At 64.3% G+C, this 24350-nt stretch carries 24 protein-coding genes; 13 read left to right on the top strand and 11 right to left on the bottom strand.

Annotated features, from left to right (window positions below):
• Positions 1 to 123 precede the first annotated feature (123 nt).
• A complete protein-coding gene (fdhF, locus tag V3C85_RS04675; protein WP_331793927.1) occupies positions 124 to 2889 on the bottom strand; it encodes a formate dehydrogenase subunit alpha in 2766 nt (921 codons plus the stop codon).
• A 3-nt stretch (positions 2890 to 2892) separates the two neighbouring features.
• Positions 2893 to 4575: an NAD(P)H-dependent oxidoreductase subunit E gene (locus V3C85_RS04670; RefSeq protein WP_331793926.1), complete on the bottom strand. Its 1683-nt coding sequence runs from the start codon at positions 4573 to 4575 to the stop codon at positions 2893 to 2895.
• Positions 4576 to 4698: 123 nt separating this feature from the next.
• Between V3C85_RS04670 and V3C85_RS04665 the strand changes: the two genes are divergently transcribed.
• On the top strand, positions 4699 to 4959 hold the full coding sequence (locus V3C85_RS04665) for a sulfurtransferase TusA family protein (protein WP_331793925.1): 261 nt from the start codon (positions 4699 to 4701) through the stop codon (positions 4957 to 4959).
• Here V3C85_RS04665 and V3C85_RS04660 read toward each other — a convergent pair.
• Genes V3C85_RS04660 through V3C85_RS04645 form a run of 4 tightly spaced genes read right to left on the bottom strand, consistent with a single transcriptional unit; the run spans position 4956 to position 9092 of the window.
• Positions 4956 to 7082, bottom strand: coding sequence for a molybdopterin-binding protein (locus V3C85_RS04660; protein WP_331793924.1), 2127 nt, complete (start codon positions 7080 to 7082; stop codon positions 4956 to 4958). The two genes, V3C85_RS04665 and V3C85_RS04660, sit on opposite strands and share 4 nt — an antisense overlap.
• Before the next feature lie 21 nt (positions 7083 to 7103).
• Positions 7104 to 7598 carry a molybdopterin-guanine dinucleotide biosynthesis protein B gene (gene mobB / locus V3C85_RS04655; RefSeq protein ID WP_331793923.1) on the bottom strand — a complete coding sequence of 165 codons (495 nt, stop codon included), beginning with the start codon at positions 7596 to 7598 and terminating at the stop codon, positions 7104 to 7106.
• Positions 7595 to 8215: a molybdenum cofactor guanylyltransferase MobA gene (gene mobA, locus V3C85_RS04650; RefSeq protein WP_331793922.1), complete on the bottom strand. Its 621-nt coding sequence runs from the start codon at positions 8213 to 8215 to the stop codon at positions 7595 to 7597. The genes mobB and mobA overlap by 4 nt, the downstream gene beginning before the upstream one ends.
• The gene (locus V3C85_RS04645) at positions 8208 to 9092 is read right to left on the bottom strand and encodes a formate dehydrogenase accessory sulfurtransferase FdhD (protein WP_331793921.1); all 885 of its coding nucleotides are present in this window, start codon (positions 9090 to 9092) and stop codon (positions 8208 to 8210) included. The genes mobA and V3C85_RS04645 overlap by 8 nt, the downstream gene beginning before the upstream one ends.
• Here V3C85_RS04645 and V3C85_RS04640 point away from each other — a divergent pair.
• The 4 genes from V3C85_RS04640 (at position 9091) to V3C85_RS04625 (ending at position 12051) form a co-directional block, all read left to right on the top strand.
• The gene (locus tag V3C85_RS04640) at positions 9091 to 9705 is read left to right on the top strand and encodes a DUF2478 domain-containing protein (protein WP_331793920.1); all 615 of its coding nucleotides are present in this window, start codon (positions 9091 to 9093) and stop codon (positions 9703 to 9705) included. The two genes, V3C85_RS04645 and V3C85_RS04640, sit on opposite strands and share 2 nt — an antisense overlap.
• 131 nt (positions 9706 to 9836) lie before the next feature.
• Positions 9837 to 10541: an ABC transporter permease gene (locus V3C85_RS04635; protein WP_331793919.1), complete on the top strand. Its 705-nt coding sequence runs from the start codon at positions 9837 to 9839 to the stop codon at positions 10539 to 10541.
• Positions 10535 to 11251, top strand: coding sequence for an ATP-binding cassette domain-containing protein (locus V3C85_RS04630; RefSeq protein WP_331793918.1), 717 nt, complete (start codon positions 10535 to 10537; stop codon positions 11249 to 11251). The genes V3C85_RS04635 and V3C85_RS04630 overlap by 7 nt, the downstream gene beginning before the upstream one ends.
• The gene (locus V3C85_RS04625; RefSeq protein ID WP_331793917.1) at positions 11248 to 12051 is read left to right on the top strand and encodes a substrate-binding domain-containing protein; all 804 of its coding nucleotides are present in this window, start codon (positions 11248 to 11250) and stop codon (positions 12049 to 12051) included. Before V3C85_RS04630 ends, V3C85_RS04625 begins: the two co-directional genes overlap by 4 nt.
• A gap of 90 nt (positions 12052 to 12141) precedes the next feature.
• Here V3C85_RS04625 and V3C85_RS04620 read toward each other — a convergent pair whose 3' ends face one another.
• From V3C85_RS04620 to V3C85_RS04600, 5 genes are read right to left on the bottom strand one after another with little or no spacing between them, the layout of a single operon-like run.
• Positions 12142 to 12621 carry a DUF6505 family protein gene (locus tag V3C85_RS04620; RefSeq protein WP_331793916.1) on the bottom strand — a complete coding sequence of 160 codons (480 nt, stop codon included), beginning with the start codon at positions 12619 to 12621 and terminating at the stop codon, positions 12142 to 12144.
• Between the two features lies 1 nt (position 12622).
• A complete protein-coding gene (locus V3C85_RS04615) occupies positions 12623 to 13357 on the bottom strand; it encodes a biotin/lipoate--protein ligase family protein (RefSeq protein ID WP_331793915.1) in 735 nt (244 codons plus the stop codon).
• Positions 13354 to 14439: an Mrp/NBP35 family ATP-binding protein gene (locus tag V3C85_RS04610; RefSeq protein ID WP_331793914.1), complete on the bottom strand. Its 1086-nt coding sequence runs from the start codon at positions 14437 to 14439 to the stop codon at positions 13354 to 13356. Before V3C85_RS04610 ends, V3C85_RS04615 begins: the two co-directional genes overlap by 4 nt.
• A complete protein-coding gene (locus V3C85_RS04605; protein ID WP_331793913.1) occupies positions 14436 to 14636 on the bottom strand; it encodes a DUF6494 family protein in 201 nt (66 codons plus the stop codon). Before V3C85_RS04605 ends, V3C85_RS04610 begins: the two co-directional genes overlap by 4 nt.
• A gap of 37 nt (positions 14637 to 14673) precedes the next feature.
• Positions 14674 to 16629, bottom strand: coding sequence for a 4Fe-4S binding protein (locus V3C85_RS04600; RefSeq protein WP_331793912.1), 1956 nt, complete (start codon positions 16627 to 16629; stop codon positions 14674 to 14676).
• 370 nt (positions 16630 to 16999) lie between these two features.
• On the opposite strand from V3C85_RS04600, the gene V3C85_RS04595 reads away from it, so the two are divergent.
• The 8 genes from V3C85_RS04595 to V3C85_RS04560 all read left to right on the top strand — a co-directional run bounded on the left by V3C85_RS04595 (position 17000) and on the right by V3C85_RS04560 (position 24341).
• A complete protein-coding gene (locus V3C85_RS04595; protein WP_331793911.1) occupies positions 17000 to 17560 on the top strand; it encodes a DUF3305 domain-containing protein in 561 nt (186 codons plus the stop codon).
• A complete protein-coding gene (locus V3C85_RS04590; RefSeq protein WP_331793910.1) occupies positions 17557 to 18207 on the top strand; it encodes a DUF3306 domain-containing protein in 651 nt (216 codons plus the stop codon). Before V3C85_RS04595 ends, V3C85_RS04590 begins: the two co-directional genes overlap by 4 nt.
• 7 nt (positions 18208 to 18214) lie before the next feature.
• On the top strand, positions 18215 to 18838 hold the full coding sequence (locus V3C85_RS04585; RefSeq protein ID WP_331793909.1) for a TorD/DmsD family molecular chaperone: 624 nt from the start codon (positions 18215 to 18217) through the stop codon (positions 18836 to 18838).
• Between the two features lie 79 nt (positions 18839 to 18917).
• A complete protein-coding gene (locus V3C85_RS04580) occupies positions 18918 to 19121 on the top strand; it encodes a twin-arginine translocation pathway signal protein (protein ID WP_331793908.1) in 204 nt (67 codons plus the stop codon).
• A 57-nt stretch (positions 19122 to 19178) separates the two neighbouring features.
• Positions 19179 to 22178, top strand: coding sequence for a formate dehydrogenase subunit alpha (locus V3C85_RS04575; RefSeq protein WP_331793907.1), 3000 nt, complete (start codon positions 19179 to 19181; stop codon positions 22176 to 22178).
• Positions 22179 to 22191: 13 nt separating this feature from the next.
• The gene (fdh3B, locus tag V3C85_RS04570; RefSeq protein ID WP_331793906.1) at positions 22192 to 22785 is read left to right on the top strand and encodes a formate dehydrogenase FDH3 subunit beta; all 594 of its coding nucleotides are present in this window, start codon (positions 22192 to 22194) and stop codon (positions 22783 to 22785) included.
• 118 nt (positions 22786 to 22903) lie between these two features.
• Complete coding sequence (locus tag V3C85_RS04565; RefSeq protein WP_331793905.1) at positions 22904 to 24133, top strand: formate dehydrogenase subunit gamma; 1230 nt, start codon at positions 22904 to 22906, stop codon at positions 24131 to 24133.
• Positions 24134 to 24209: 76 nt separating this feature from the next.
• Entirely contained in the window at positions 24210 to 24341 is a 132-nt protein-coding gene (locus tag V3C85_RS04560) for a hypothetical protein (protein ID WP_331793904.1), read from the top strand.
• Positions 24342 to 24350 lie beyond the last annotated feature (9 nt).

Raw genomic sequence — 24350 nt, 5'->3', positions numbered from 1 at the left:
CACGGCAAAGGGCCGGTGCAGATGCACCGGCCCTTTGTTTTGTCCATCGGTGCTGCCGAGAGGCAATTTTCTTCGAAGAAAATTGTCAAAATCCTTCAAAGGATTTTGCCCCTCGCCGCGGCCTCAGGCCGTCGCTTCCGCTGTCACGCGGACCGCTGCAAATTTGAACTCGGGGATCTTGCCGAACGGATCAAGCGCCGGGTTGGTCAGGATATTCGCCGCCGCCTCGACATAGGCAAAGGGCACGAAGACCATGTTTTCCGCCACTGCCCGATCTGCCCGCGCCAGCAACGTCACCGCACCACGGCGCGATTCCAGCGTAACCCGGCCACCGGGTTCAACCCCCAGCCGCCGCAGGGTGGCAGGGTGAAGCGAGCAGTTGGCCTCGGGCTCTACCGCATCCAGCACGTGGCTGCGCCGCGTCATCGAGCCGGTGTGCCAATGTTCCAACTGCCGTCCGGTCGTCATGACGAACGGGTAATCGGCATCGGGCAATTCGGCGGGCTGAATCACGCTGGCCGGGGTGAATTTGGCCCGACCATTCGCCCGCGGGAAACCATCGCCAAAGACGATCGGCTGGCCTGGGTCTTGCGGCGACAGGCTGGGATAGGTCACGGCCCCTTCGCTCTCCAACCTCTCCCAGGTGATGTTTTTCAGCGACTTCATCCCCAAAGCCATCTCGGCGAACACCTGAGACGGGTGGGTATAGTCCCAGCCCAAGCCCAGCCGTTTGGCCAATTCGACTGTAATCGCCCAATCCTCGCGCGCCTCACCCGGGGGCAGCACCGCCGGACGGCCGATCTGCACCTGACGGTTGGTGTTGGTCACGGTGCCCGCCTTTTCATAGAAGGCCGCCGCCGGCAGAATGACATCGGCATAGTTCGCGGTTTCGGTCAGGAAGATATCCTGCACCACCAGATGTTCGAGATGGGCCAGCGCATCACGGGCATGGGTCACATCCGGGTCAGACATCGCCGGGTTTTCGCCCAGGATATACATGCCCTTGATCTTGCCCTCATGCACCGCATCCAAAATTTCGGTGACCGTCAGCCCCTTTTGGTTCGAGAAATCGCCCGAACCCCAGATCTCGGCAAAGGCCGACCGCACGCCATCGTCTGTCACGCTTTGATAATCGGGCAGGAACATCGGGATCAGGCCCGCATCCGACGCGCCCTGCACGTTGTTCTGCCCCCGCAACGGGTGCAGGCCCGCGCCCGGTTTGCCGACATTGCCGGTCATCAAGGCCAGCGAAATCAGGCAGCGCGAATTGTCGGTGCCGTGGATGTGTTGCGACACACCCATGCCCCAGAAGATCATCCCCGCCTTGGCCCCGGCAAAGTCACGCGCCACAGCGCGCAGGGTTTCGGCCGGAATGCCGCAAATCGGGGCCATCGCCTCGGGGCTGAAGGCCCTAAGGTGTTCCTTCTCGGCCTCCCAGTTCTCGGTGAATTTTTCGATATAGGCCGGGTCATACAGGCCCTCTTCCACGATCACATGCATGATCGCATTCAGCATCGACACATCGGCGCCGGGCTTGAATTGCAGCATATGGGCCGCGTGGCGCTTCATCGCCGTGCCGCGCGGGTCCATGATGATCAGCTTGCCGCCGCGCTTGGCGAACTGCTTGAAATAGGTGGCGGCGACGGGGTGGTTTTCGGTTGGGTTGGCCCCGATCACAATCGCCACATCGGCATGTTCGATCTGGTTGAACGTGGCTGTCACCGCGCCCGACCCCACGTTTTCCATCAGTGCAGCCACCGAGGACGCATGGCACAGGCGGGTGCAGTGATCGACGTTGTTATGGCCAAAGCCCTGACGGATCAGCTTTTGGAACAGATAGGCTTCTTCATTCGTGCATTTGGCCGAACCGAAACCGGCAACCGATGGCCCCCCATGCGCGGCCTTCAGGTCCAGCATCCCTTTGGCGGCAAAATCCAGCGCCTCATCCCATGTTGCCTCGCGGAAATGGGTAAAGGGGTTGGCCGGATCGACATTCAGCCCCTTGGGCGCACCGGGTTTGCGGATCAGCGGCTTGGTCAGGCGGTGGGGGTGGTGGATATAGTCAAAGCCAAAGCGGCCCTTGACGCACAGACGCCCCTCATTGGCAGGGCCGTTGATGCCCTCGACATATTTCACGCGGCCATCCTTGACCTTGAGACTGACCTGACAGCCCACGCCGCAGAACGGGCAGATGCTGGTCGTTTCGCTGTCAAAATCGGCGCGGTCGCCGCGCTGATCGGCATCCAGCACCGTGGCGGGCATCAGCGCCCCCGTCGGGCAGGCCTGCACACATTCACCACAGGCCACACAGGTGCTGTCGCCCATCGGATCGCCGAAATCAAAGGTCGGATAGGTGCCATGGCCCCGGCCCGACATGCCGATCACGTCATTGACCTGCACTTCGCGGCAGGCACGCACGCACAGCCCGCATTGAATGCAGGCATCAAGGTTCACGCGCATTGCCACATGGCTGTCATCCAGCAGGGGGATGTGCTCTTTCTCCAGCGCCGGAAAGCGACTGTCAGACACGCCATTGGCGGCCGCCATATCCCACAGCGGCGCACTGGCATCATGGGCCTGCGCCTGATCGGGCTGGTCGGCCAGCAGCAATTCCATCACCATGGCGCGGGCCTTGGTCGCGCGTTCGCTGGCGGTTTTCACCACCATCCCCTTGGAGGGGTTGCGGCAGCAGGATGCGGCCAGCGTGCGCTCGCCATCCACCTCGACCACGCAGGCACGGCAATTGCCATCGGGGCGATAGCCGGTCTGATCCTTGTGGCACAGATGCGGAATCTCGGTGCCATGGCGCTTTGCCACCTCCCAGATCGTTTCGCCGGCCTGTGCCTGAACGTCGCGGCCGTCAAGAGAGAACGTGATCGTATTGGTCATGGCTCAGACCTCATCCGCAAAATGTTTCATGACCAGCTTGATCGGGTTCGGGGCGGCCTGCCCCAGACCGCAGATCGAGGCATCGGCCATCACGCCGCACAGATCGTTCAGCAGATCCTTGTCCCATTTCGGGGCCTGCATCAGCTTGACGGCCTTTTCGCAGCCCACCCGGCAGGGGGTGCATTGGCCGCAGCTTTCGGATTCAAAGAAACGCAGCATGTTCAGCGCCGCGCCCCGTGCGCTGTCCTTGTCCGACAAAACCACAACGGCGGCCGATCCGATAAAGGTGCCATGCGGTTGCAGCGTGTCGAAATCCAGCGGGATGTCATGCATGGATGCAGGCAGCAGGCCAGAGGATGGCCCCCCCGGCTGATAGGCCTTGAACGAATGGCCCTCGGCCATGCCACCACAGGCGGCGATCACATCGGTGATGGTGGACCCGGCGGGCAGCAGATAGACTCCCGGCCGCGCCACCCGGCCCGACACCGAATAAGACCGCAACCCCTTGCGCCCATTATGTTCGGTATCACTCAGAACCGAGGCCCCCTCGCGGCAGATACGGGCCACCCATTTCAGGGTTTCGACATTATGCACCAGCGTCGGGCGATCAAAGACGCCGACCTGGGCCACGAAGGGCGGGCGCAGGCGGGGGATGCCGCGCTTGCCTTCGATCGACTCGATCATCGCGCTTTCTTCGCCGCAGATATAGGCCCCCGCCCCACGGCGCAGATCAATATATCCGGGCGCCACAAGGCCCGCGCGCTCCAACTCGGCGATTTCCTCTTTCAGCAGCTTCAGCACCGCCGGGTATTCATCGCGCATGTAGATAAAGCATTTCTCCGCCTCGACCGCCCAGGCGGCGATCAGCATGCCTTCCAGAAACAGATGCGGGGTGCGTTCCAGATAGTGACGATCCTTGAACGTGCCGGGCTCGCCCTCATCCCCGTTCACCGCCAGATAGCGCGGGCCGGGATTGGCGCGCACAAAGCCCCATTTCTTGCCCGAAGGAAACCCGGCCCCGCCCAGCCCGCGCAGGCCCGACGACAGAACTTCGTCCTGCACCTTTTCCCAATCGCCATGCGCGCGCAGATCCAGCAGCTTGTCGTAGCCCCCCGTGGCGCGATATTCGGCAAAGGCCTGATAATCCGGCACTTCGGGGTGAAAATCGCCCGAGGCCACGATGGCATTCACCAGATCAGGCGTGGCAGCATCAATATGGCGGTGCCCCACCTCGGCCACAGGTGCAGTGTCGCAACGCCCCATGCAGGGCGCCCGCAGCACCCGCACGGCGGCGGGGTCGTGCCCGGCCAGCAACGCATCATACAGCGCCTCGGACCCGGCCAGTTCGCAAGACAGCGAGTCGCAGACGCGAATGGTGATGGCGGGTGGCGGGGCCTCACCTTCCCGGCGGGGGTCGAAATGGGCGTAGAACGTCGCCACTTCCCAAACCTCGGCCATCGACAGCCGCATCTCCTCGGCCAAGGCGCGCAGATGGCGGGCCGCCAGATGGCCGTATTCATCCTGAATCAGATGCAAGAATTCGATCAGCAGATCGCGCCTGCGCGGGGCATCGCCCAAAAGCGCCTGCACCTCGGCCAAGGCGGCATCGTCATATTGCCGGCCCTTGGGCGTGCGCCGCCCCTTGCCACGGCCCGATTTCCAGATGCCGTTCTGATCTGCTGTCATCGTCTCATCCCTGCCCTTCAGCCCCCGCGCGCCCGGCATATACGCCGGGCTTGCGGACCGATCCTGTCATGCCCGCCACTTCGGTGGTGGACAGTTCGCGACCTAACACTTACATCTTGCGCCATGAATGACACCATACCCTGGGATATCGAAATCGACGCGCGCGGGCTGCTTTGCCCGCTGCCTGTGTTGAAGGCGAGGAAACGTTTGTCCACTATGGGAAACGGCGCCGTGCTGCGGCTGGTGGCCACAGACCCCGCAGCCGTGATCGACGTGCCGCATTACTGCCGCGAATCCGGCAATGAGTTGATCGGGTCGGTGCCCCTTGGGTCTGCGCCCGATGGCACCGCGACCGCCTATCTGATCCGCCGGATCAAGACCTAAAAGCCAAAGGGCAAAAAGCGCACCGCACTGCCGGGGGTAATCTCGGCGGCCCCGTCGGGCAATTCCACCAGCCCTTCGGCCCAGGACAGCCCCGAAATCCGGCCCGAACCTTCCGAGGCAAAGACCTCGGCCTGCCCCATGGTATTGATCCGGGCGCGCAGATATTCGCGCCGCCCAGCCTTTTTGCGCTTGGCAAAGGCGGCAGGCACCGTAAAGGCCGCGGGCTGCGGCCAATCGGCCCCGGCCATCAGCGCCAAGGCCGGGCGGCCAAAAATCAGCGCACAGACCAGTGCCGCCACCGGATTGCCCGGCAACCCCAGAACCGGCACCCCCCGCCACAGCGCCAGGGCCAGTGGGCGGCCCGGCTTCATCGCGATGCGCCAACTCGACAGGCTGCCTCTGGTGCGCAAAAGATGGCTGACGTGATCCTCATCCCCAGCCGATGCCCCGCCCGAGGTCAGCATCACATCGGCCAGCCGCGCGCCTTTGTCCAGCCGTGCGGCGATCTTGCGCGGATCATCGGCCACATGGCCCAGATCCACCGGGTCAAAGCCCCAACGCCGGATCAACTCCAGCAGCATCGGGCGGTTGGCATCATGAATCTGATGCGGCAGCGCCGGGTCGCCGGGGGTGGCGATGATCTCATCCCCGGTCGAAAGCACCCCCACCCGCAACGGCGCATGCACCTGCACCTGCGCCAGCCCCAGCGCTGAAAGCAGCGCAAGATCGGGCGGCGTCAGCACCCGCCCCTTGCGCAGGGCCACCTGCCCCTCGGCCACGTCTTCGCCAGCGCGACGGGTGTTGATACCGGGCTTGACCGGGCCGTCAAAGGCAACTCGGGCAGCATCGGTGGCGCAGTCTTCCTCCAGCACCACAGTATCCACGCCCTGCGGCAGGATGGCCCCCGTCAGAATGCGGATCGCCTGGCCCGCGGGCACGGCCCCGTCAAACGGTTGCCCCGCCGCCGCCCGCCCCGGCACCAATGGCAGGGTCCACGGCCCCTCGCCCGTCAGCGCATGCCGGGCAAAGCCATAGCCATCCACCGCCGCATTGGCGCGCGGCGGGTTTGACCGCAGCGCCACGGCATCCGCCGCCAGCACCCGCCCGCCCGCCTGTGCCACGGGCAGCGTTTCCGTGCGCGCAAGCGGCACCAAGACACTGCGCAGCCGGGCCAAGGCCTCATCCACCGGCACCCAATCCACGCCCTGCGGCATGGCAAAGCAATCGTTGCGCAGACGCGGCGGTGTCAGCGCGGGCAGATCGCCCGCCAGCCCGGCCCGCAAAGCATCAGCCTTGCCTGCGCCCAGGATCCAGCCTTCCTCGGCCAGCACCCCCGCTGCGGCATCGGGGGCCATCAGCCCCGCCAGATCACCCGGCGCCATCCCGGCCAATGCCTTGGCCAGCAGATCAACCTGCGCCGCATCCTTGCACGGATACAGCCCCTCGGCCGCCGCCACCTGTTCTGCCAGCAGCGAGGGCCAGACCTCGGCCAGAACCACCCCCGCCGCGCCACTCGGCTCAAAGGGCCAAACCGCGCAATCGGCCCCCAGATCGGCCCGCAGCCGCGCCAGATGCGCAATCCCAAGCAGCGCCTGCGATCCGACCGATCCTGTGGTGAACAGCTTCCACACCGGCTGCGCCTTTGGCTCTTGCGCCTCAACCACCCGGCGCTCGGCAAAGGGCATGTCTGCGCGCAAACTGCCCTTTTCGGGCAGATCAGGCAGATCAAGCCCGGAAGGCCGCCCCCAAAACGGCCCGACCCCCGGCAGCTGCGCATTGATGCGGGCGGCCAGATCAAAGCGGTTGTTGGCATTGTCCGGCGCATCCTGCACCTGCCCCATCAGCCAGCCCCACAGCGCCAAAGCCCTGTCCTGCCCGGTCAGCGCTGCGGCAAAGCCCTGCGGATAGCCAAAGGGGAAATCCGCCCCCACCAGCACCCGCAACCCCTTGGCGCGGGCGGCAGCGATGCGCCCCCGCAACAGCGCCATGGCCTCGGCCCGCGTGGCGGGGTTCACCGGTGCCGCAGCCCCGGCCCCGGCCTGCCCGATCCAGATCGAATCCTTGCCCCGCGTCGGTTTGGCCGCAGCCGACCAGTCAAGGATGATGACGCTGTCAAAGTTCACGGGCAAACCTCACGGGAAAGCTCACAGGCCCACCTCGGCCAGAATGAACCCGGCGATGGCGGCCGTGTCATCCAGATCAAACAGCGGCAGCGCCAGCCCCGGATGGGCGCTGTCGCTGGCCACCGCGCGGATGCTGGCATTTTCCGGCGCCAACAGCCCCCGCCCCGCCGCCGCGCGATGGCATTCGATCTTGGGGTGTGGCGCGGATTTATAGCCCTCGATCAGCACCAGATCGACCGGCGACAGCCGCGCCAGCAGCGCCGTTAGCCCCGGTTCTTCGGCCCCGCGCAGTTCATGCATCACCGCCCAGCGCAGCGGCGAGGCCACGATCACCTCGGTCGCGCCCGCCTGCCGGTGGCGAAAGCTGTCGCGGCCCGGATGGTCGATGTCTGTCGCGTGATGGGCATGCTTGACGGTCGAGACGCGCAGGCCGCGCCCGGTGATCTCGGTCACCAGACGCTCCATCAACCCGGTTTTGCCGGTGTTCTTCCAGCCGGTCACCCCGTAAATCTTCATGCCAGCCTCTCTGCAATCTCGGTGGCCCGCGCCAGATCTTCGGGGGTGTTGACGTTGAAAAACGGGTCCGCCGCCCCGGCAAAGACCGCCTGCCCCGCACCATGGCTGTCGGTCCACAGCACCACCTTGCGCAACCCGCCTGTCAGCGCGCGGCGCAGATCATGGCGCAGCGCCACGGGCCACAGGCCAAAGGTGGGCTGGCGCTGAATGCGGCCCGTGTCATCCGGGCTGGCCGCCAGACACAGCCCCGCAGGCCCGGCCGAGGCTTGCAATCCGCGCACAAGATCGCGCGGGAAAAACGGGGTATCGGCGGCCACGGAAACAACGGCCGCAAAGCCGTTTTCCGCCGCCCAATCCATACCCGCCAGAACCCCCGCCAAGGGGCCGGGATATTCGGGCAGGCTGTCGGCCAGCACCGGCAGGCCAAATTCGGCCCAGCGTGCCGGATCGCCATTGGCATTGATCGCCATGGCCTGCACCTGCGGCGACAGCCGGTCGATCACATGGTCGATCAGACGCCGCCCCGCAACCGCCTTCAGCCCCTTGTCGCTGCCGCCCATCCGCGTGGCACGGCCCCCGGCCAGGATCACCCCGGCAATCTGGCCCTGTTCAGTCATCCTGCGCCCCTTTGCGGCGATGGCGCTTGTCTTCATCCTCGCCCGACAGCGCGGCATCGCGGATCAGGCGCTGTTCGCCCGCAAGACAGACAAACCGCTGCCCCCGCATCCGGCCAATCAGCGTCAGATCCACCTGATTAGCGATTTCCACCCCCCAAGCGGTAAAGCCCGACCGGCTGGCCAGCATCGGAATGCCCATCAGCGCCGCCTTGATCACCATCTCTGATGTCAGCCGCCCGGTGGTATAAAGCAGCTTGTCTTCCCCGCTGACACCATGGCGGAACATCCAGCCCGCAATCTTGTCAACGGCGTTGTGGCGGCCTACATCCTCCATATAGACCAGCACGCGCCCGCCTTGGCACAGAACCGAGCCATGGATGGCCCCTGCCTCCAGATACAGCGAGGGCAGCGTGTTGATCTCTTTGGCCAGCGCGTAAAGATCGCTGGTGCGCAGGGTCGCTTGCGGCAGGGTCAGGCCCTCCAGCCCCTCCATCATATCGCCAAAGACCGTGCCCACCGCACAGCCCGAGGTGCGGGTCTTTTTCTTGACCTTCTCTTCATAGCTGGTCTGGCGCGTGGTGCGCACCACAACCACTTGCAGATCATCATCGTAATCGACCTGCGTGATCACATCATCCGGGCGCAACATGCCCTGATTGCGCAGAAATCCGATCGCCAGATATTCGGGGTAATCGCCAATCGTCATCGCCGTGACGATTTCCTGCGCATTCAGATAGATGGTCAGGGGCCGCTCTTCCACCACCGAGATTTCGACCATGGCCCCGGTCTGGTCACGCCCGGCAATGGGGCGGGTCAGGCCGGGGGCCTTCGGGTTGGGCAACAGCGGCAGGTTGGGGGCCTTAGGGGCGCCAGTCATGCGTGATCTTTCATCATTTTCCCTATTGTGGGATAAGCCCGCAGGGCAGACAAGGGGGCGCGGGCGGCAAAGCGCAGGCCCGCTGCCCGAAACGGAAAAAGGCCATGGGTTCATGCTGGGCTATCTGATTGTCGAGGGCCGCGGCGCGGCAGATCGCTTGCTGTTTTCGGTGGCCGAGCAGTTGCAGGCCAAGGGCTGGGCCTTGGCAGGCGCCGTGCAGGTGAATGATGAACGTGACCCACAGGCGCGCTGCGACATGGATCTGCATGTGCTGGCCCGCGACCGCGTGGTGCGCATCAGCCAGAATCTGGGCGCCCTGTCACGCGGCTGCCGGCTTGACCCGGCCGCACTGGCCAGCGCGGTCGGTCTGGCCGAGGCCGCACTGGCCAGCAGCCCGCGCCTGTGCATCGTCAACAAATTCGGCAAGGCCGAGGTCGATGGCGCGGGCTTTCGTCCGCTGATCGGGGCGGCAATGGCACAGGGCATTCCAGTGCTGACCTCCGTCAGCCGGAGCAATCTAGAGGCGTTTCTGCGCTTTGCCGAAGGTCTGGGCGAAGAAATCGACCCCAACCCGACCGCCGTTCTGGACTGGTGCCACCGCCACTGCGGATAAGGCTTGGACAAAATGTCCATCACCTGTCGGCACCAACCCCCAGAATGTCCGTTTTCGTGCGGGCTGACCGATGTTAGGGCAGCTATCAACAACAAGGCCAGCGCAAGGGTCGGCACAACGGACGGGTCACGATGAACACCTTATGGGAGGGACTGGAGCAAGCGGCCATGCTGCTGTGGGCGCTGGACCCTGATCTGCTTGAAATCACCCTGCTTTCCCTGCGCGTCACCGTCACCGCCACGCTGATTGCCGCCGCCATCGGCCTGCCCCTGGGGGCCTGGCTTGCGGTCAACCGCTTTCGCCTGCGCCGTCATGTGATCGCGCTGCTGAATGCGCTGATGGGCCTGCCGCCTGTGGTGGTGGGGCTGTTCGTCTATGTGATGCTGTCGCGGTCGGGGCCTTTGGGGGTGCTGGGCCTGCTGTTCACCCCCACGGCCATGGTGATCGCCCAAGTCATCATCATCACACCGATCATCGTCTCGATCTCGCATCAGGCGATCCGAGAGCTTTGGGCCGATTACCACGATCTGCTGATCTCGCTGAACGCAACCCGCCGCCAGCGCATCGCCACCCTGTTGTTCGATGGCCGCCGCGCGCTGCTGACGGCGGCGCTGGCGGGCTTTGGCCGCGCCATTGGCGAAGTTGGCGCGATCATGATTGTCGGCGGCAATATCGACCATGCGACGCGGGTGCTGACCACCGCGATTGCCCTTGAAACCGGCAAGGGTGATTTCGGCATGGCGCTGGCCTTGGGGTTCATCCTGATCGGCCTTGCCATCGCGGTGAACTTTACCGTGCACGCCCTGTCGCGCACCGAAAGGGGCAGCCGATGGTAAACCGCCTGCTGCCCCTGTCGATCGAGGCGCTGACCATCCGCCGCGGCGGGCGGGTCATCCTTGGCCCGCTCTCCACCCGGCTAGAGGGCGACGGGATCACCGTGCTGATGGGGCCGAACGGCTCGGGCAAGACCACCCTGCTTAAGGCCATGCACGGGCTGGAATGGCCCAGTTCCGGCCAGATCCGCTGGGCCTTACCGGGCGATGCCGCGCGTCTGGCACAGGCCTTCGTGTTCCAATCCCCCACCATTTTGCGCCGCAGCGTGCTGGGCAACATCGCCTATCCCTTGCTGCTGCGGGGCCAGTCCAGGGCACAGGCCCATGACACCGCCAGCCAAATGGCCGCACAGGTTGGGCTGGCAAACGTGCTGGATCAGCCCGGCATGGTGCTGTCCGGGGGCGAAAAGCAAAAGCTGGCGCTGGCCCGCGCGCTGATCCTGTCGCCCGAAGTGCTGTTTCTGGATGAACCTTGCGCCAATCTTGACGGCCGCGCCACCCGCGACATCGAAGCCATCCTGACCGAGGCCCGAGCCCGTGGCACCCGCATCGTGATGTCGACCCATGATCTGGGGCAGGCCCGGCGTCTGGCCGATGACATCTGGTTCCTGACCGCCGGGCACCTGACCGAAACCACCGAAAAAACCGCCTTTTTCACCGCGCCCCGATCCCCGGAAGCGCAGGCATATCTAAGAGGAGATCTGCTCACATGACATTCAAGACCCTGCTTTTGTCCGCGGCCCTGATCGGTGCAACCGCCATGGCCCATGCCGAAGAGCTCAAGCTTTCGGTCACCACCTCTTTCGCCAATTCCGGGCTGGCCGAAATCCTGCTGCCCGAGATCGAGAAAGACACCGGCATCACTGTCCAACTCTTGATCGTTGGCACCGGTCAGGCGCTGGCCTTGGGCGCTGCGGGCGATGTGGATGCGGTTCTGGTGCATTCGCGCCCGGCCGAAGACAAATGGCTGGCCGAAGGCAATGGCACCCACCGCCGCGAGATCATGTATAACGATTTCGTCGTGGTCGGCCCCGCCGCAGATCCGGCTGGCACCAAAGACAGCGGCTCGGCCGTTGCGGCGTTCAAGGCGATTGAAACCGCACAAAGCACCTTTGTCAGCCGTGGCGATGACAGTGGCACGCACAAGATGGAACTGGCGCTGTGGGATCAGGCCGGCGTGACAGCCGGCGGCGACTGGTACAAGGCCGTGGGTCAGGGCATGGGGGCCGCGCTGAACACGGCGGCGGGCATGAATGCCTATATTCTGGCAGATCGTGCCAGCTGGCTGAACTTTGCCAACAAGGCCGATCTGGCCATCACCTACGAAGGCGACCCGGCCCTGTTCAACCAATATGCCTATTTGCCGGTGAACCCGGCCAAGCACCCCCATGTCAAAGCCGAAGCTGCCGCGCAGTTGGAAGACTGGCTGACCTCGGACCGCGCCAAGGCGCTGATCGAAGGCTATCAGATCGCCGGGCAGCAATTGTTCGTCTTCAACGCGCAACCCAAGTAAGTCTGCGCCACGAAAGCCGGGGGGCGCCTTGCGCCCCCCGGTCCATAACGGCCCAAGGGGGCGACCTTTGCCCCCGTCTTCCCGCCCCGGCTACTCTTCTGGAATGGCGTGGATGGCAAATTGCTCAAGCCCGGCATCCGAGGGCTGGATAAAGCGGTATTGCTCTCGCACTCCGGCCTCGGTCAAGTCGCGCAGCACGGTCAGCACGGTGTTGGGCGCGTGATCGGCGCAAAGCTCGGCCATCTGGGCCAGTTCCTCCAGCGCCACGGGGCGTGCCGCCTGCACCGAGGGCGCGCCATAGACGGCCACGAAATGCTGGGCCAGATGATCGGCCAAGGCCTCGTATTCCGCGGGTTCAATCCGGGTGACGGCCACAAAGGTGACGCGGCCAAAGGTTTCCACCCCCAGCCAGCCATTGGCAAAGGCCTGACGCGCCTTGCCCACCAGATCGCCCTCGCCCCAGTTTGAAAACTCAAACCCCCCGGAAATCGCCCATTCCCCAGTGCGGGCCGGGTTGTGAAACACATTCATGTCGCTTTCATCAAAATGAATGGCACGGGCCAAAAGCATGTCAGTCCCTTTCCAGCAAAGCCGTCAGCGGCAACAGGCGCGGTCCCATCGCGGTTTTCAGGATCATGCCAAAGTTCTCATCCACCCCCAGAAAGGTGCCTGTCAGGCTTTCGCCCTGCAACGGCAAAGAGATCTCTTTGCCAAGGTTCCAGACCAGCCCCTTCCATTCGCGATACAGCGACTGACGGCCCTGCGGCTCGTCCAGACCATTCAGCCACAACAGCGAATGCCGTGCCCAGGCCTCCAGCAAGGTGATGGACTCGATCTCGCCGCAGCCTTCTTGATCCAGCGCGGTCCAGTTCGGGGTCTGGCCCGGCTCTAGCCGATCCGGCAGGCGCAGCGTCAGATCCACCGCCACCACCATCCAGTCTGGAATCCAATCGGCCATCTGGCCCGCCGGAACCCTTGGGCAGATCGCGCGCAGGCCGCCCACATGCGCCCCGTTCAGCCGCAGATCGCCCGTCCAGTCGATATGCACCGCCGTTTCCGGGGGGGCCAGCGCCCCCAGCGCGTTCTGCATGCCCACGGCACAGGCGATCAGCCCGGCCATGGCCGGCTCCAGCGGCGTATCGGGCGCCAGCACCAGCGCCGCGCGCAGCCGTTCCTCGGTCTGCGACCAGACCAGCAGACCGGCATCCACCCCGCGCTCGGCCTGCGCAATGGCAATCGGCACCGGGTTGGCAGGCCCGGCCGCCATGCCTTTCAACAGCGGCGGAAAGACCGGCGCCAGCGTCATGCCGCCCCCGAGGCGATCAACTGCCGGGCCAGATCCCGAAACGCCTGCGCCTGCGGGCTGGCAGGTTTTGACACCGTCACCGGCGCGCCGCCATCGGCCGCGGTGCGGATATCCAGATGCAGCGGAATTTCGGCCAAAAGCGGCACACCCAGCTTTTCCGCCTCTCGCGCGACGCCGCCATGGCCAAAGATATGCTCTTCATGCCCGCAGTTGGAACAGACATGGGTGGACATGTTTTCAATCAGCCCCAGGATCGGCGTGCCCAGTTTCTGGAACATATCAATGCCCTTGCGCGCATCCAGCAGGGCAATGTCCTGCGGGGTCGAGACAACAATGGCGCCATCTACCGCAGCCTTTTGGCACAGGGTCATCTGCACATCACCCGTGCCCGGCGGCAGATCGACGATCAACACATCCAGCGCGCCCCATTGCACCTGAAACAGCATCTGTTGCAGCGCCCCCATCAGCATCGGGCCACGCCAGACCACGGCCTCGTCTTCCTGCGTCATCAGACCCAGCGACATCAGGGTGACGCCGTGGTTGCGCAGCGGCAGAATGGTCTTGCCATCGGGGCTGGCAGGCCGACCCGACACCCCCAGCATGCGCGGCTGCGACGGGCCATAGACATCGGCATCCAGCAGGCCCACGCGCCGCCCTTCGGCCGCCAGGGCTACCGCAAGATTGGCCGAAACGGTGGATTTGCCCACCCCGCCCTTGCCCGAGGCAATCGCGATGATCTTTGCCACCCCTGCAATCTTTTCCGGCCCTTGCGCCTTGGCTGGACCGTGGGCATGGCCATGCCCCCCGCCTTTCAGGCTGGGGGGCGGCGGGGCGGCGGCATGGGCCGTCATCACCACCGATACAGCCCCCACCCCCGGCAGCGCCTTCAGCGCCGCTTCGGCCTCGGCGCGCACCGGCTCCATCACCTTGGCGCGGGCGGGGTCGATCTCCAGCACAAAGCGCACGGCACCGGCATCAACATTCAGCGCCCGCACCATGCCTGCCGTGACAATATCCTTGCCCCCCAAAGGGTCGGCCACGCGCTTAAGCACGTCCAGCACGGCCTCACGCGTCAGGCTCATGCCTGAGGCCCCTTGATCGTGCCCTCAACCACATGGGTCAACGCAACCCCGTCAATCGTCAGCACCACGCGCGCCGACAAATCCTTGCCCGCCACCGCAGGCCCGGCTGCGCGCACGGCCTCTTCGATGGCCTGTTGCGAGGTGACGCCCACCTGTTTCAGAAACTTGCGCAGCGACATGTTGAAGTCGTCTTCCATCAGCTTTGTCCTTTGTTAAGCCCGCCCCATCCGGGCATCAGTGATCCTTGCGCTTTGACAGATAGTCATCGGTCGTGCGCGGCACAGGGCGCTCGCCCAGCCCAAAGGGATTGCCCTTGGCATGCGACTGCGCCTTGATCCGGCAATCATCGCACATCTGGATCAGGCGTCCCGCCCCTTCGTTCAGAAACATCGAATGCTTGCCCGCCAGCTTTTCCATGATCTTCTCGATGGTCGATTTCACACCAAAGGCCGCACCGCATTCGACACAGCAGAACGGCTCTTCTTCGTTCAGCACCCGTTGTTTCAGCGCCGCATCGGTCGGGTCGAACTGCGGCACCAGCGTGATGGCCTTTTCGGGGCAGGCATGGGCGCAGACCCCGCATTGCAGACAGGCATCTTCCTGAAAGCGCAACTCGGGCCGGTCGGGGTTGTCCAGCAACGCCCCTGATGGGCACAACGACACACAAGACAGGCACAGCGTGCAGGCATCGGTATCGACCACCACCGCGCCATAGGGCGCACCCGCAGGCAGGGCCACCGGCGCCTCGGCCCCCGGCAGCAGCGCCTTGGCCGCCAGCCGCGCCACCTGCCGCCGCCCGCCCATGGCCAGCACCGGCTGGGCCACAGGCGCAGGCACTGCCGCCCCGTAAAGCGCCTCCGACACCTGATCAGGATCAGCCAGATCCAACAGCCGCACCCGCCCCTCGGCCCCCATCGCACGGGCCAGGGCCGCCTCGCGCTCGACCGGGTCTCGCTCGGTCTGGGGGGCCAGCAGCAGATCAACCGCGGCAAAGCCCATGCCAAGGGCGGCCAGCATCTCGGCATGACCAAAGCCCGCCAAGGCCGCCACCGCCAGCGGGATCACATCGCCAGGCAGCCCCCGGCCAAAGCGCGCAGCCAGCGAGATCATCTGCCCGCCATGGTCGGCATCATGCACCAGCAGCCGCGGGGCATCCCCACCGGCACGGGCATAGGTTTCGGCCAGAACCCGCAGCCGCATCAGCGTGTTATCCACCGGCGGCGCATCATACAGGATCGCCCCCGAAGGGCACAAAGCCGCACAGGCCCCGCAGCCCGCACAGACCAGCGGATCGACCGCCACATGATCGCCATCAGGTGTGATCGCCCCGGTCGGGCAAATATCCAGACAGCGGGTGCAGCCCGTCTTGCCCGCCCGCGAATGGGCGCACAAATGGCTTTCCAGCCGCAGATACAGCGGTTTTTCAAAGGTGCCCACATGCTGGGCCGCCTGCATCAGCACCTCGGCCACCGCCGTGGGGCTGCCCGGATCGGCGCGCAAATAGCCATCCCGTTTGTGCGGGGCCGAAAACAGCGGCGTGCCCCCGGTCAGATCCAGGATCACATCACATTCGGTGCGCGCCCCATCGCGCAGCGGCGTCAGCCCAAAGGCCCCGCGCCCCCCCGGCTGCACCATCTGCAAGCCGTCAATCAGCACCGAAAACGCCCCCAACGTGCCCTCGGCCCGCTTCAATCGGCCCTGCACCACCTCAAACCGGCGCGTCAACGGCAGATCAGCCGCGCGGTCCAACAGCACCGTGACCGACAGCGTATCGGCCAGCCGCTCGGCCGCCGCCAGCGCCACATCTGGCGCGCCCAGAACAAGGCAGCGGCCTTCGGAGGTGACATCCAGCGCCTTGACCATGGGCTGCGGCAACAGGCTTTCGGCCAGCAGGGCCGCCATCTTGGGCGCCGTTTGCAGATCGTCAGACCAGCCCGCCCGGTCGCGGATATCGACACAAACCGGGGCCTCGGCCCCGATCTCTTCGGCCAGTTCGGCAAAGCGGTCGGCCTCTTGCGCGCAGGCAATCACGACATCGCCCCCCGCCAGCGCCTCGGCGGCCTTGTCGATTTCTGCGGTGCAGAGAGAGCGATGAACCCGAGAACATTTCAGCCCCGTGGCCTGCCCGATGGCCGTGGCGTCGATCGGCTGACTTTCCAGACAATTACACAAAATCAGGTGCTTAGACATTGATCGCGGCTCCCCCCTCTGGCTGTGTCTGCCGTTGTTTCCGGCAGATTGGCGGCAAGCTAGGCATGAAATGCCACGGCCCGTAAAGGCCCCCATCACCCGAATTCAGGTGATTCGGGCTGATTCACGGCAGAAAGAATCCCAACAAAAACAGTCATAAAAACGGGCTGGGACATTGTGTCCGCGCCCAAAACCACCCCGGCAATGGAACTGGACAAAATGTCCACATCGGCCGGACTGGATCAGTTTTCTGACCGATTCGTGCAATTTTGCTTTGCGGCATCGGCAAGGTTTGACCCATGACTGACGTCAACAGGGGGCACATCCTGAGGGGAGGATACGTCAACACATGCCACTTACCCGCGCATCCATGCCGGTCGGAATCGTAGTGCGCCGCACACCGGGGGTCACCCGGTGGGCGAAATGGGCGTGGAAAGTGGTGGCGGTTCTGCCGGGCGCTGGCCCTGCCAACTGGCGCGAATTGCGCCGCGAAGGGGATGCGGTCGAATACCATGCCGCAACCCTGACCCTTGATCTGTGGTCGACCGATACCGAAGCCTATCAGGTCGCTCTGGCCTCCAAGGTGCCGGGGGTTGTGGTGGTGTTGCAGCATGATGCCGCTTTGGGCAGCGATCTGCCGTGGAAGGCCACGCATATCACCGCCTCGCCCTATGAAGGGCAAGATTACATGGACAGCGGCGAAGGCCTGATCGAACAGGTGCCGATGCCCCTGATGCTGATGAAATGGGTGCATGATTTCGTGCAGGAACATCATCACGACGAACCCTTCATCAAGCGCAAGCGCGATAAAAAGCGGGTCGATCTGGTTGAGGATGGCAAGGGCGATGCCCGCATTCGACAGATGGCCGATGTGTTTCGCGCGCCGGGCACCATGCGGCCCGGAGAGACATCAAGGGGAGAGGGATCATGACCGCCGCCCCATCAAATACCGCTGCGTCAAACTTCTGGTCGCGTCGGCGCGCTGCGGTGCAGGCCGAAGAGGCCGCCCTGGCCGCCGCCCGTGATGCAGACCTGTGCGAACAGGATGCGCCCGCCCCCGCCCCGCAGCAAGACGAACGCCCCGACGCGGTGATCTTGGCCGAACTGGGCCTGAAAGACCCCGATCTGATGCGGATGGGCGATGATTTTTCGGCCTTCTTGCAAAAAACCGTGCCCGAGCATCTGCGCCGCCGCGCCTTGCGTCGGCTGTGGCGATCAAACCCGGTGCTGGCCAATCTGGACGGGCTGGTGGATTTCAACGAGGATTACACCGACGCGGCCACTGTCGTGCCGGATCTGAAAACCAGCTATCAGGTGGGCAAGGGCCTGATGCAGCATGTTCTGGCCATGGCCGAAAAGGCCGAGGCCAATACGGCCAAAGCCGCCCTGCCGCCAGAGCCAGAAGCCCAGCCAGAGCCAGAGACGGGGCCAGAAACGGGGCCAGAGACGGGGCCAGACGCCGAACCTGCACCGCAGATGGGGCAGGCCAGCCCCGCACAAGACACGCCCCACGCGGCCCCCGAGCAGGATGCGCCAGCCCTGCCCCGCCGCCATATGCGCTTTTCCTTTGAGACATGAGGACCGGATGACCCAAGCCGCCCCAACCCTTGAACCGGCAGACCGGGCCCTTGCCGCAGAAGACCGCCTGCGCGCCGAAGTCTATGATCTTCTGGCGGCGCTGCTGGCCGACCCGCCCACCAAAGAACGCCTGCGCGCCCTTGGCGGGCTGACGGGCGACGCAACACCCATGGGCCGCGCGGTCGAGACTTTGGCCAAGCTGGCCCGCAACACCAGCGCCCCATCGGTCGAGCGTGAATTCACCGAATTGTTCATCGGCATCGGCCGCGGCGAATTGCTGCCCTTTGCCAGCTATTACCTGACCGGGTTTCTGAACGAAAAGCCACTGGCCACCCTGCGCAAGGATATGGCCAGCCTTCAGATCAGCCGCGCGCCCAATGTCTATGAACCCGAAGACAACATCGCCTCGCTGATGGAGATGATGGCCGGGCTGATCGACGGCCGCTTTGGCAGCCCCGCCCCGATCGAGCGTCAGCGCGAGTTTTTCAACCGCCATATCGCCCCTTGGGCCGCGCATTTCTTCAGCGATCTGGAACAGGCCAAAGGGTCGGTCTTTTACCTGCCCGTCGGCACGCTGGGCCGGATCTTCATTGATATCGAACGCGAGGCCTTCCGGCTTGGGAATGGCTGACAGACCAAGACGGGCAGCAGGCCCGTTCCCCATCAGGGTGGCCCCGGCCCCCACAGACGACGCACCACAGGAGGCGTGAATGAAAAGATCGAAGGACACAACCAGCGCAAAGGATGCCGTCGGGCGGCGTGATTTTCTGAAACTGGCCAGCACCGCAGCCCCGGCAGCCATCGTGGCGGCCACAGCCGGAACGGGGGCCGAAGCCGCCCAGACCGCGGCCACCCCCGACGGGCTGCAAGATAACGCCCATACCCGCACCTATTACCAATTGGCGCGGTTCTGACCGCCCATCCCCACCAAGACCCAAGCCCGGCCCAGCCGGGGTGCAAGGGAGAGCACGATGCTGAAAAGAAAAACCAGCGGAGTGGTTCGCGCGGCGAGCCGGACACCGCTTCTGACCACTGTCGCGGAAAAGTCGGTTGACCGGCGCGCCTTCTTGCGGGGCTCGGGCCTGGCGATTGGCGGGCTTGCAGCCCTTGGCATGACCGGCGGCACCGTCACCCGCGCCAATGCGCAAGAGGCCGTGGCCCGCGCGGTCGATACGGTGAAAACCGTCTGCACCCATTGTTCGGTCGGCTGCACTGTGGTGGCCGAGGTCGATAATGGCGTCTGGATCGGGCAGGAACCGGGCTATGACAGCCCGTTCAACCTGGGCGCCCATTGCGCCAAGGGGGCGGCGGTGCGCGAACACGCCCATGGCGAGCGCCGGCTGAAATACCCGATGAAGAAAGAAGGCGGCGTCTGGAAGCGCATCTCGTGGGATCAGGCGATCACCGAGATCGGCGACAAGATGCTTGATGTGCGCGAAAAGAATGGCCCCGACTCGGTCTATTGGCTGGGGTCTGCCAAGCATAACAACGAACAGGCCTATCTGTTCCGCAAGTTTGCCGCCTATTGGGGCACCAACAACGTCGATCACCAGGCCCGGATTTGCCACTCGACCACTGTGTCGGGTGTGGCAAACACCTGGGGCTATGGCGCGATGACCAACAGCTATAACGACATCCACAAATCCAAGGCGATCTTCCTGATCGGCGGCAACCCGGCCGAGGCGCATCCCGTCTCGCTGCTGCACATGCTGAAGGCCAAGGAAGAAAACAACGCCCCCCTGATCGTCTGCGACCCGCGCTTTACCCGCACGGCGGCCCATGCCGACGAATATGTGCGCTTTCGTCCGGGCAGCGATGTGGCCCTGATCTGGGGCCTGCTGTGGCACATCTTTGAAAACGGTTGGGAAGACAAGGAATACATCCGCACCCGCGTCTGGGGCATGGACCAGATCAAGGACGAGGTGAAGAAGTGGACGCCCGAGGAAACCGAGCGTGTCACCGGTGTTCCCGGCGCACAGCTAGAGCGCGTGGCGCGCACGCTGGTCAACAACCGCCCCGGCACCCTGATCTGGTGCATGGGCGGCACCCAGCACACCAACGGCAACAACAACACCCGCGCCTATTGCATCTTGCAACTGGCCTTGGGCAACATGGGTGTGGCCGGTGGCGGCACCAACATCTTCCGCGGCCATGACAACGTGCAGGGCGCGACCGACCTTGGCGTTCTGTCGCATGACCTGCCCGGTTATTACGGCCTTGTGCCGGGGGCCTGGGCGCATTGGGCCAAGGTCTGGGGCGAGGATCTGGACTGGCTGAAGGGTCGCTTTGCCATGCTGAATGGCCCCGACGGCCAGCCCGCCGTCGATGCCGATGGCAACCCGCGCAGCCTGATGAACGAAAACGGCATCCCCGTTTCGCGCTGGATCGACGGCGTGCTGGAAGACCCGGCCAATATCGACCAGAACGATACGATCAAGGTCATGGTGCTGTGGGGCCACGCGCCCAACAGCCAGACCCGGATGACCGAAATGAAAACGGCGATGGAAAAGCTAGATACGCTGGTCGTGATCGATCCTTTCCCCACCGTTTCTGCCGTGCTGCATGACCGCACCGATGGCGTCTATCTGCTGCCCGCAACCACCCAGTTCGAAACCCGTGGCTCGGTCACGGCATCGAACCGGTCGCTGCAATGGCGCGATCAGGTGATGGCGCCCCTGTTCGAGTCGAAAACCGATCACGAGATCATCACCCTGTTCGCCAAAAAGTTCGGCTTTGCCGACCGCCTGCTGCGCAATATCGGCATGGAAAGCGAAAACGTGCCGATGATCGAAGACCTGACCCGCGAATTCAACCGCGGCATGTGGACGGTCGGCTATACCGGGCAGTCGCCCGAGCGCATCAAGCTGCACATGGCCAATCAGCACACCTTTGACAAAACCACCCTGCGCGCCGATGGCGGGCCGTGTGATGGCGACTACTACGGCCTGCCGTGGCCGTGCTGGGGCACGCCCGAGATGAAGCATCCGGGCACGCCGAACCTGTATGACATGTCGCAATCGGTGGCGAATGGCGGCCTGCCGTTCCGCGCCCGGTTCGGGGTGGAACGCGATGGTGAAAACCTGCTGGCCGAAGGGGTATACACCGTCGGGTCCGAGATTCAGGACGGCTATCCTGAATTCACCTATCAAATGCTGCGCGATCTGGGCTGGCACACCGATCTGACCCCCCGCGAAAAGGCAATCATCGCCCGTGTGGCCGCGATTGACGGCTTTGATGTCTCGGATGAAGAAATCGGCGAGGCCGAAGGCATGGCCTTCCCCAGCGACTATGATGACCGGGTTTCGGCGATCAACTGGAAGACCGACCTTTCGGGCGGCATCCAGCGGGTGGCGATCAAACACGGCTGCGCGCCCTATGGCAATGCCAAGGCCCGCTGCGTGGTCTGGACGTTCCCCGACCCGGTGCCCTTGCACCGCGAACCGCTGTATAGCAACCGGCGCGATCTGGTGGCCGATTATCCCACCTATGAAGACCGCAAGTTCTATCGCCTGCCCACGCTTTACGCCTCGATCCAGTCCAAGGACTTCAGCCAGGATTACCCGATCATCCTGACCTCGGGCCGTCTGGTCGAATACGAAGGCGGTGGCGATGAAACCCGCTCGAACCCCTGGCTTGCCGAATTGCAGCAAGACATGTTCGTGGAAATCAACCCACGCGACGCCAACAATCTGGGCATCCGCGACGGGTCGATGGTCTGGGTCGAAGGGCCCGAGGGCGGCAAGGTGCGGGTCAAGGCCATGCTGACGCAACGCGTCGGCGCGGGTGTGGCCTTCATGCCGTTCCACTTTGGCGGCCATTTCCAGGGCGAAGACCTTCGCAGCAAATACCCCGAGGGCGCAGACCCCTATGTTCTGGGGGAATCCACCAACACCGCGCAGACCTATGGCTACGACTCCGTGACGCAAATGCAGGAGACAAAGGCCACACTCTGCAAGATCACCGCAGCCTGAGGAGACGACAGATATGGCACGCGCAAAATTTCTCTGCGACGCCGAGCGCTGCATCGAATGCAATGCCTGCGTCACCGCCTGCAAGAACGAGCATGAGGTTCCCTGGGGCATCAACCGCCGCCGGGTCGTGACGATCAATGATGGCTCACCGGGCGAACGCTCGATCTCGGTGGCCTGCATGCATTGCTCGGATGCGCCCTGCATGGCGGTCTGCCCGACCGACTGCTTTTACCAGACTGCCGATGGCATCGTGCTGCACTCGAAAGACCTGTGCATCGGCTGCGGCTATTGCTTTTACGCCTGCCCCTTTGGCGCCCCGCAATATCCGCAGGCGGGCAACTTTGGCAGCCGTGGCAAGATGGACAAATGCACCTTCTGCGCCGGTGGCCCGGAAGAAACGCATTCCACCGCCGAATTCGCCAAATACGGGCGCAACCGGATTGCCGAAGGCAAATTGCCGATCTGCGCCGAGATGTGTTCCACCAAGGCCCTGCTGGCGGGCGATGGCGATATGGTGTCGGCCATCTACCGCGAACGCGTCGTGGCCCGCGGCTTTGGCGCTGGCGCCTGGGGCTGGGGCACGGCCTACAACCAAAAGGCGAACTAAGCCGATCCGGCCCGGCCACGCGCCGGGCCGCCTTTTCACATCGCCCCGTGGCACCGCAAGGGGCCATGGGCTGCTTTGCACCTTGCACGACACATGACGGGATGATCCGGTGAACACCATGCCCCCAAGACTGCTGGCCCTGCTCTTTGCGCTGCTGACGGCTTTGGCCCTGACCGCGGCCCCAAGCCCGGCGCAAGAGGCCCCCACCCCCGAAGCCCCGTCCTCCGACCGCAGTGCCACGGGCGGCGCGCAGACGCTGCAAGATATTCTGGCCCGTCAGGCCCAGCAAAAGATCGACGACAGTTTTCGCAGCGACGCCTTGGGCAACCCCGATGCCGCCGCCCCGATCACCGATCCCCTGGGCACGCTTGGCGGCGTATCAGATGCCGAATTGTGGCGCGCCCTGCGCTATGACAGGGCCGACATCACCACCCAGGCCCGTGGCCCCGCAGCCCAGGTGCTGATGCAGGATGGCGGCATGACATGGCTGAACGTGCGCGCCCAGGATCTGCGCTTTTACGGCGGCTGGCTGCTGGTGGGCATGCTGGGCATTCTGGCCCTGTTCTACCTGCTGCGGGGCCGCATCATGATTGACGGCCCCAAAACCGGCCAGACGATCCTGCGCTTTTCCGCCATCGAACGCTTTGCCCACTGGATGCTGGGCGGGTCGTTCATCGTGCTGGCCATCACCGGCCTTGCGCTGTTGTTCGGGCGCGTGGCCCTGATCCCCCTGATCGGGCACGAGGCCTTTGCCCCCATCGCCATCGCAGGCAAATGGGCGCATAACAACCTTGCCTGGCCCTTCATGCTGGCGCTGATCATGGTCACCGTGTTCTGGATCGCCCATAACATCCCCAACAAGCACGATCTGAAATGGATCGCCGTGGGCGGCGGGCTGTTTTCCAAGGGCGTTCACCCCCCGGCCAAGAAATTCAACGCAGGCCAAAAGCTGATCTTCTGGTCGGTCGTGGTCTTGGGCGTCTCGATCAGCGTTTCGGGCGTGGCGCTGCTGTTCCCGTTTGAATTGCACCTCTTTGCCCCCACCTTTGCCAAGCTGAATGCCCTTGGCCTGCCACAGGCCCTTGGGTTTGATCCCCTGCCCACGGTTCTGGCCCCGCATGAAGAAATGCAGCTTTCGCAGCTGTGGCATGCGATCATTGCCTTTGTCTTCATGGCCGTCATCATCGGCCATATCTACATCGGCTCAGTCGGGATGGAGGGTGCCTTTGATGCCATGGGATCGGGTCAGGTCGAGGTGCAATGGGCCAAGGAACACCACGGTCTGTGGTATGAAGAGGTGACGGGCCAGAAAGCCCATGGCGATCGTAACGGAACCCCCGCCGAATGACCACCGCCCTCCAGATCGGCCCCCCAGATCAGACAACCACCCAAGACCCACTGGCCCAACAATCGAGAACGCCCCGATGAAAAGCATGTTCATGGCCTTTCTGGCCACCATCGTCCTCGCCGTCGTTGCCGACTTTGGCCTTGACCAGATCGGCTTCTCGGCGGCAGAACGGACAATCAGCCCCGAAAACGTCCGCCTCGACGAGTGAAAGGCCATA

It is taken from the genome of Pseudotabrizicola sp. L79 (assembly GCF_036553525.1).
In the GTDB taxonomy this organism is placed as follows: domain Bacteria; phylum Pseudomonadota; class Alphaproteobacteria; order Rhodobacterales; family Rhodobacteraceae; genus Pseudotabrizicola.
The sequence above is the reverse complement of the archived record's forward strand: the minus strand, read 5'-3'. Positions and strand labels throughout refer to the sequence as shown.

Excerpts from the sequence above, each read along its gene's own strand:
- fdhF (WP_331793927.1), bottom strand. The coding sequence starts at position 2,889 with ATGACCAATACGATCACGTTCTCTCTTGACGGCCGCGACGTTCAGGCA.
- V3C85_RS04670 (WP_331793926.1), bottom strand. The coding sequence starts at position 4,575 with ATGACAGCAGATCAGAACGGCATCTGGAAATCGGGCCGTGGCAAGGGG.
- V3C85_RS04665 (WP_331793925.1), top strand. The coding sequence starts at position 4,699 with ATGAATGACACCATACCCTGGGATATCGAAATCGACGCGCGCGGGCTG.
- mobB (WP_331793923.1), bottom strand. The coding sequence starts at position 7,598 with ATGAAGATTTACGGGGTGACCGGCTGGAAGAACACCGGCAAAACCGGG.
- mobA (WP_331793922.1), bottom strand. The coding sequence starts at position 8,215 with ATGACTGAACAGGGCCAGATTGCCGGGGTGATCCTGGCCGGGGGCCGT.
- V3C85_RS04640 (WP_331793920.1), top strand. The coding sequence starts at position 9,091 with ATGCGTGATCTTTCATCATTTTCCCTATTGTGGGATAAGCCCGCAGGG.
- V3C85_RS04645 (WP_331793921.1), bottom strand. The coding sequence starts at position 9,092 with ATGACTGGCGCCCCTAAGGCCCCCAACCTGCCGCTGTTGCCCAACCCG.
- V3C85_RS04635 (WP_331793919.1), top strand. The coding sequence starts at position 9,837 with ATGAACACCTTATGGGAGGGACTGGAGCAAGCGGCCATGCTGCTGTGG.
- V3C85_RS04630 (WP_331793918.1), top strand. The coding sequence starts at position 10,535 with ATGGTAAACCGCCTGCTGCCCCTGTCGATCGAGGCGCTGACCATCCGC.
- V3C85_RS04625 (WP_331793917.1), top strand. The coding sequence starts at position 11,248 with ATGACATTCAAGACCCTGCTTTTGTCCGCGGCCCTGATCGGTGCAACC.
- V3C85_RS04620 (WP_331793916.1), bottom strand. The coding sequence starts at position 12,621 with ATGCTTTTGGCCCGTGCCATTCATTTTGATGAAAGCGACATGAATGTG.
- V3C85_RS04615 (WP_331793915.1), bottom strand. The coding sequence starts at position 13,357 with ATGACGCTGGCGCCGGTCTTTCCGCCGCTGTTGAAAGGCATGGCGGCC.
- V3C85_RS04610 (WP_331793914.1), bottom strand. The coding sequence starts at position 14,439 with ATGAGCCTGACGCGTGAGGCCGTGCTGGACGTGCTTAAGCGCGTGGCC.
- V3C85_RS04605 (WP_331793913.1), bottom strand. The coding sequence starts at position 14,636 with ATGGAAGACGACTTCAACATGTCGCTGCGCAAGTTTCTGAAACAGGTG.
- V3C85_RS04600 (WP_331793912.1), bottom strand. The coding sequence starts at position 16,629 with ATGTCTAAGCACCTGATTTTGTGTAATTGTCTGGAAAGTCAGCCGATC.
- V3C85_RS04595 (WP_331793911.1), top strand. The coding sequence starts at position 17,000 with ATGCCGGTCGGAATCGTAGTGCGCCGCACACCGGGGGTCACCCGGTGG.
- V3C85_RS04590 (WP_331793910.1), top strand. The coding sequence starts at position 17,557 with ATGACCGCCGCCCCATCAAATACCGCTGCGTCAAACTTCTGGTCGCGT.
- V3C85_RS04585 (WP_331793909.1), top strand. The coding sequence starts at position 18,215 with ATGACCCAAGCCGCCCCAACCCTTGAACCGGCAGACCGGGCCCTTGCC.
- V3C85_RS04580 (WP_331793908.1), top strand. The coding sequence starts at position 18,918 with ATGAAAAGATCGAAGGACACAACCAGCGCAAAGGATGCCGTCGGGCGG.
- V3C85_RS04575 (WP_331793907.1), top strand. The coding sequence starts at position 19,179 with ATGCTGAAAAGAAAAACCAGCGGAGTGGTTCGCGCGGCGAGCCGGACA.
- fdh3B (WP_331793906.1), top strand. The coding sequence starts at position 22,192 with ATGGCACGCGCAAAATTTCTCTGCGACGCCGAGCGCTGCATCGAATGC.
- V3C85_RS04565 (WP_331793905.1), top strand. The coding sequence starts at position 22,904 with ATGCCCCCAAGACTGCTGGCCCTGCTCTTTGCGCTGCTGACGGCTTTG.
- V3C85_RS04560 (WP_331793904.1), top strand. The coding sequence starts at position 24,210 with ATGAAAAGCATGTTCATGGCCTTTCTGGCCACCATCGTCCTCGCCGTC.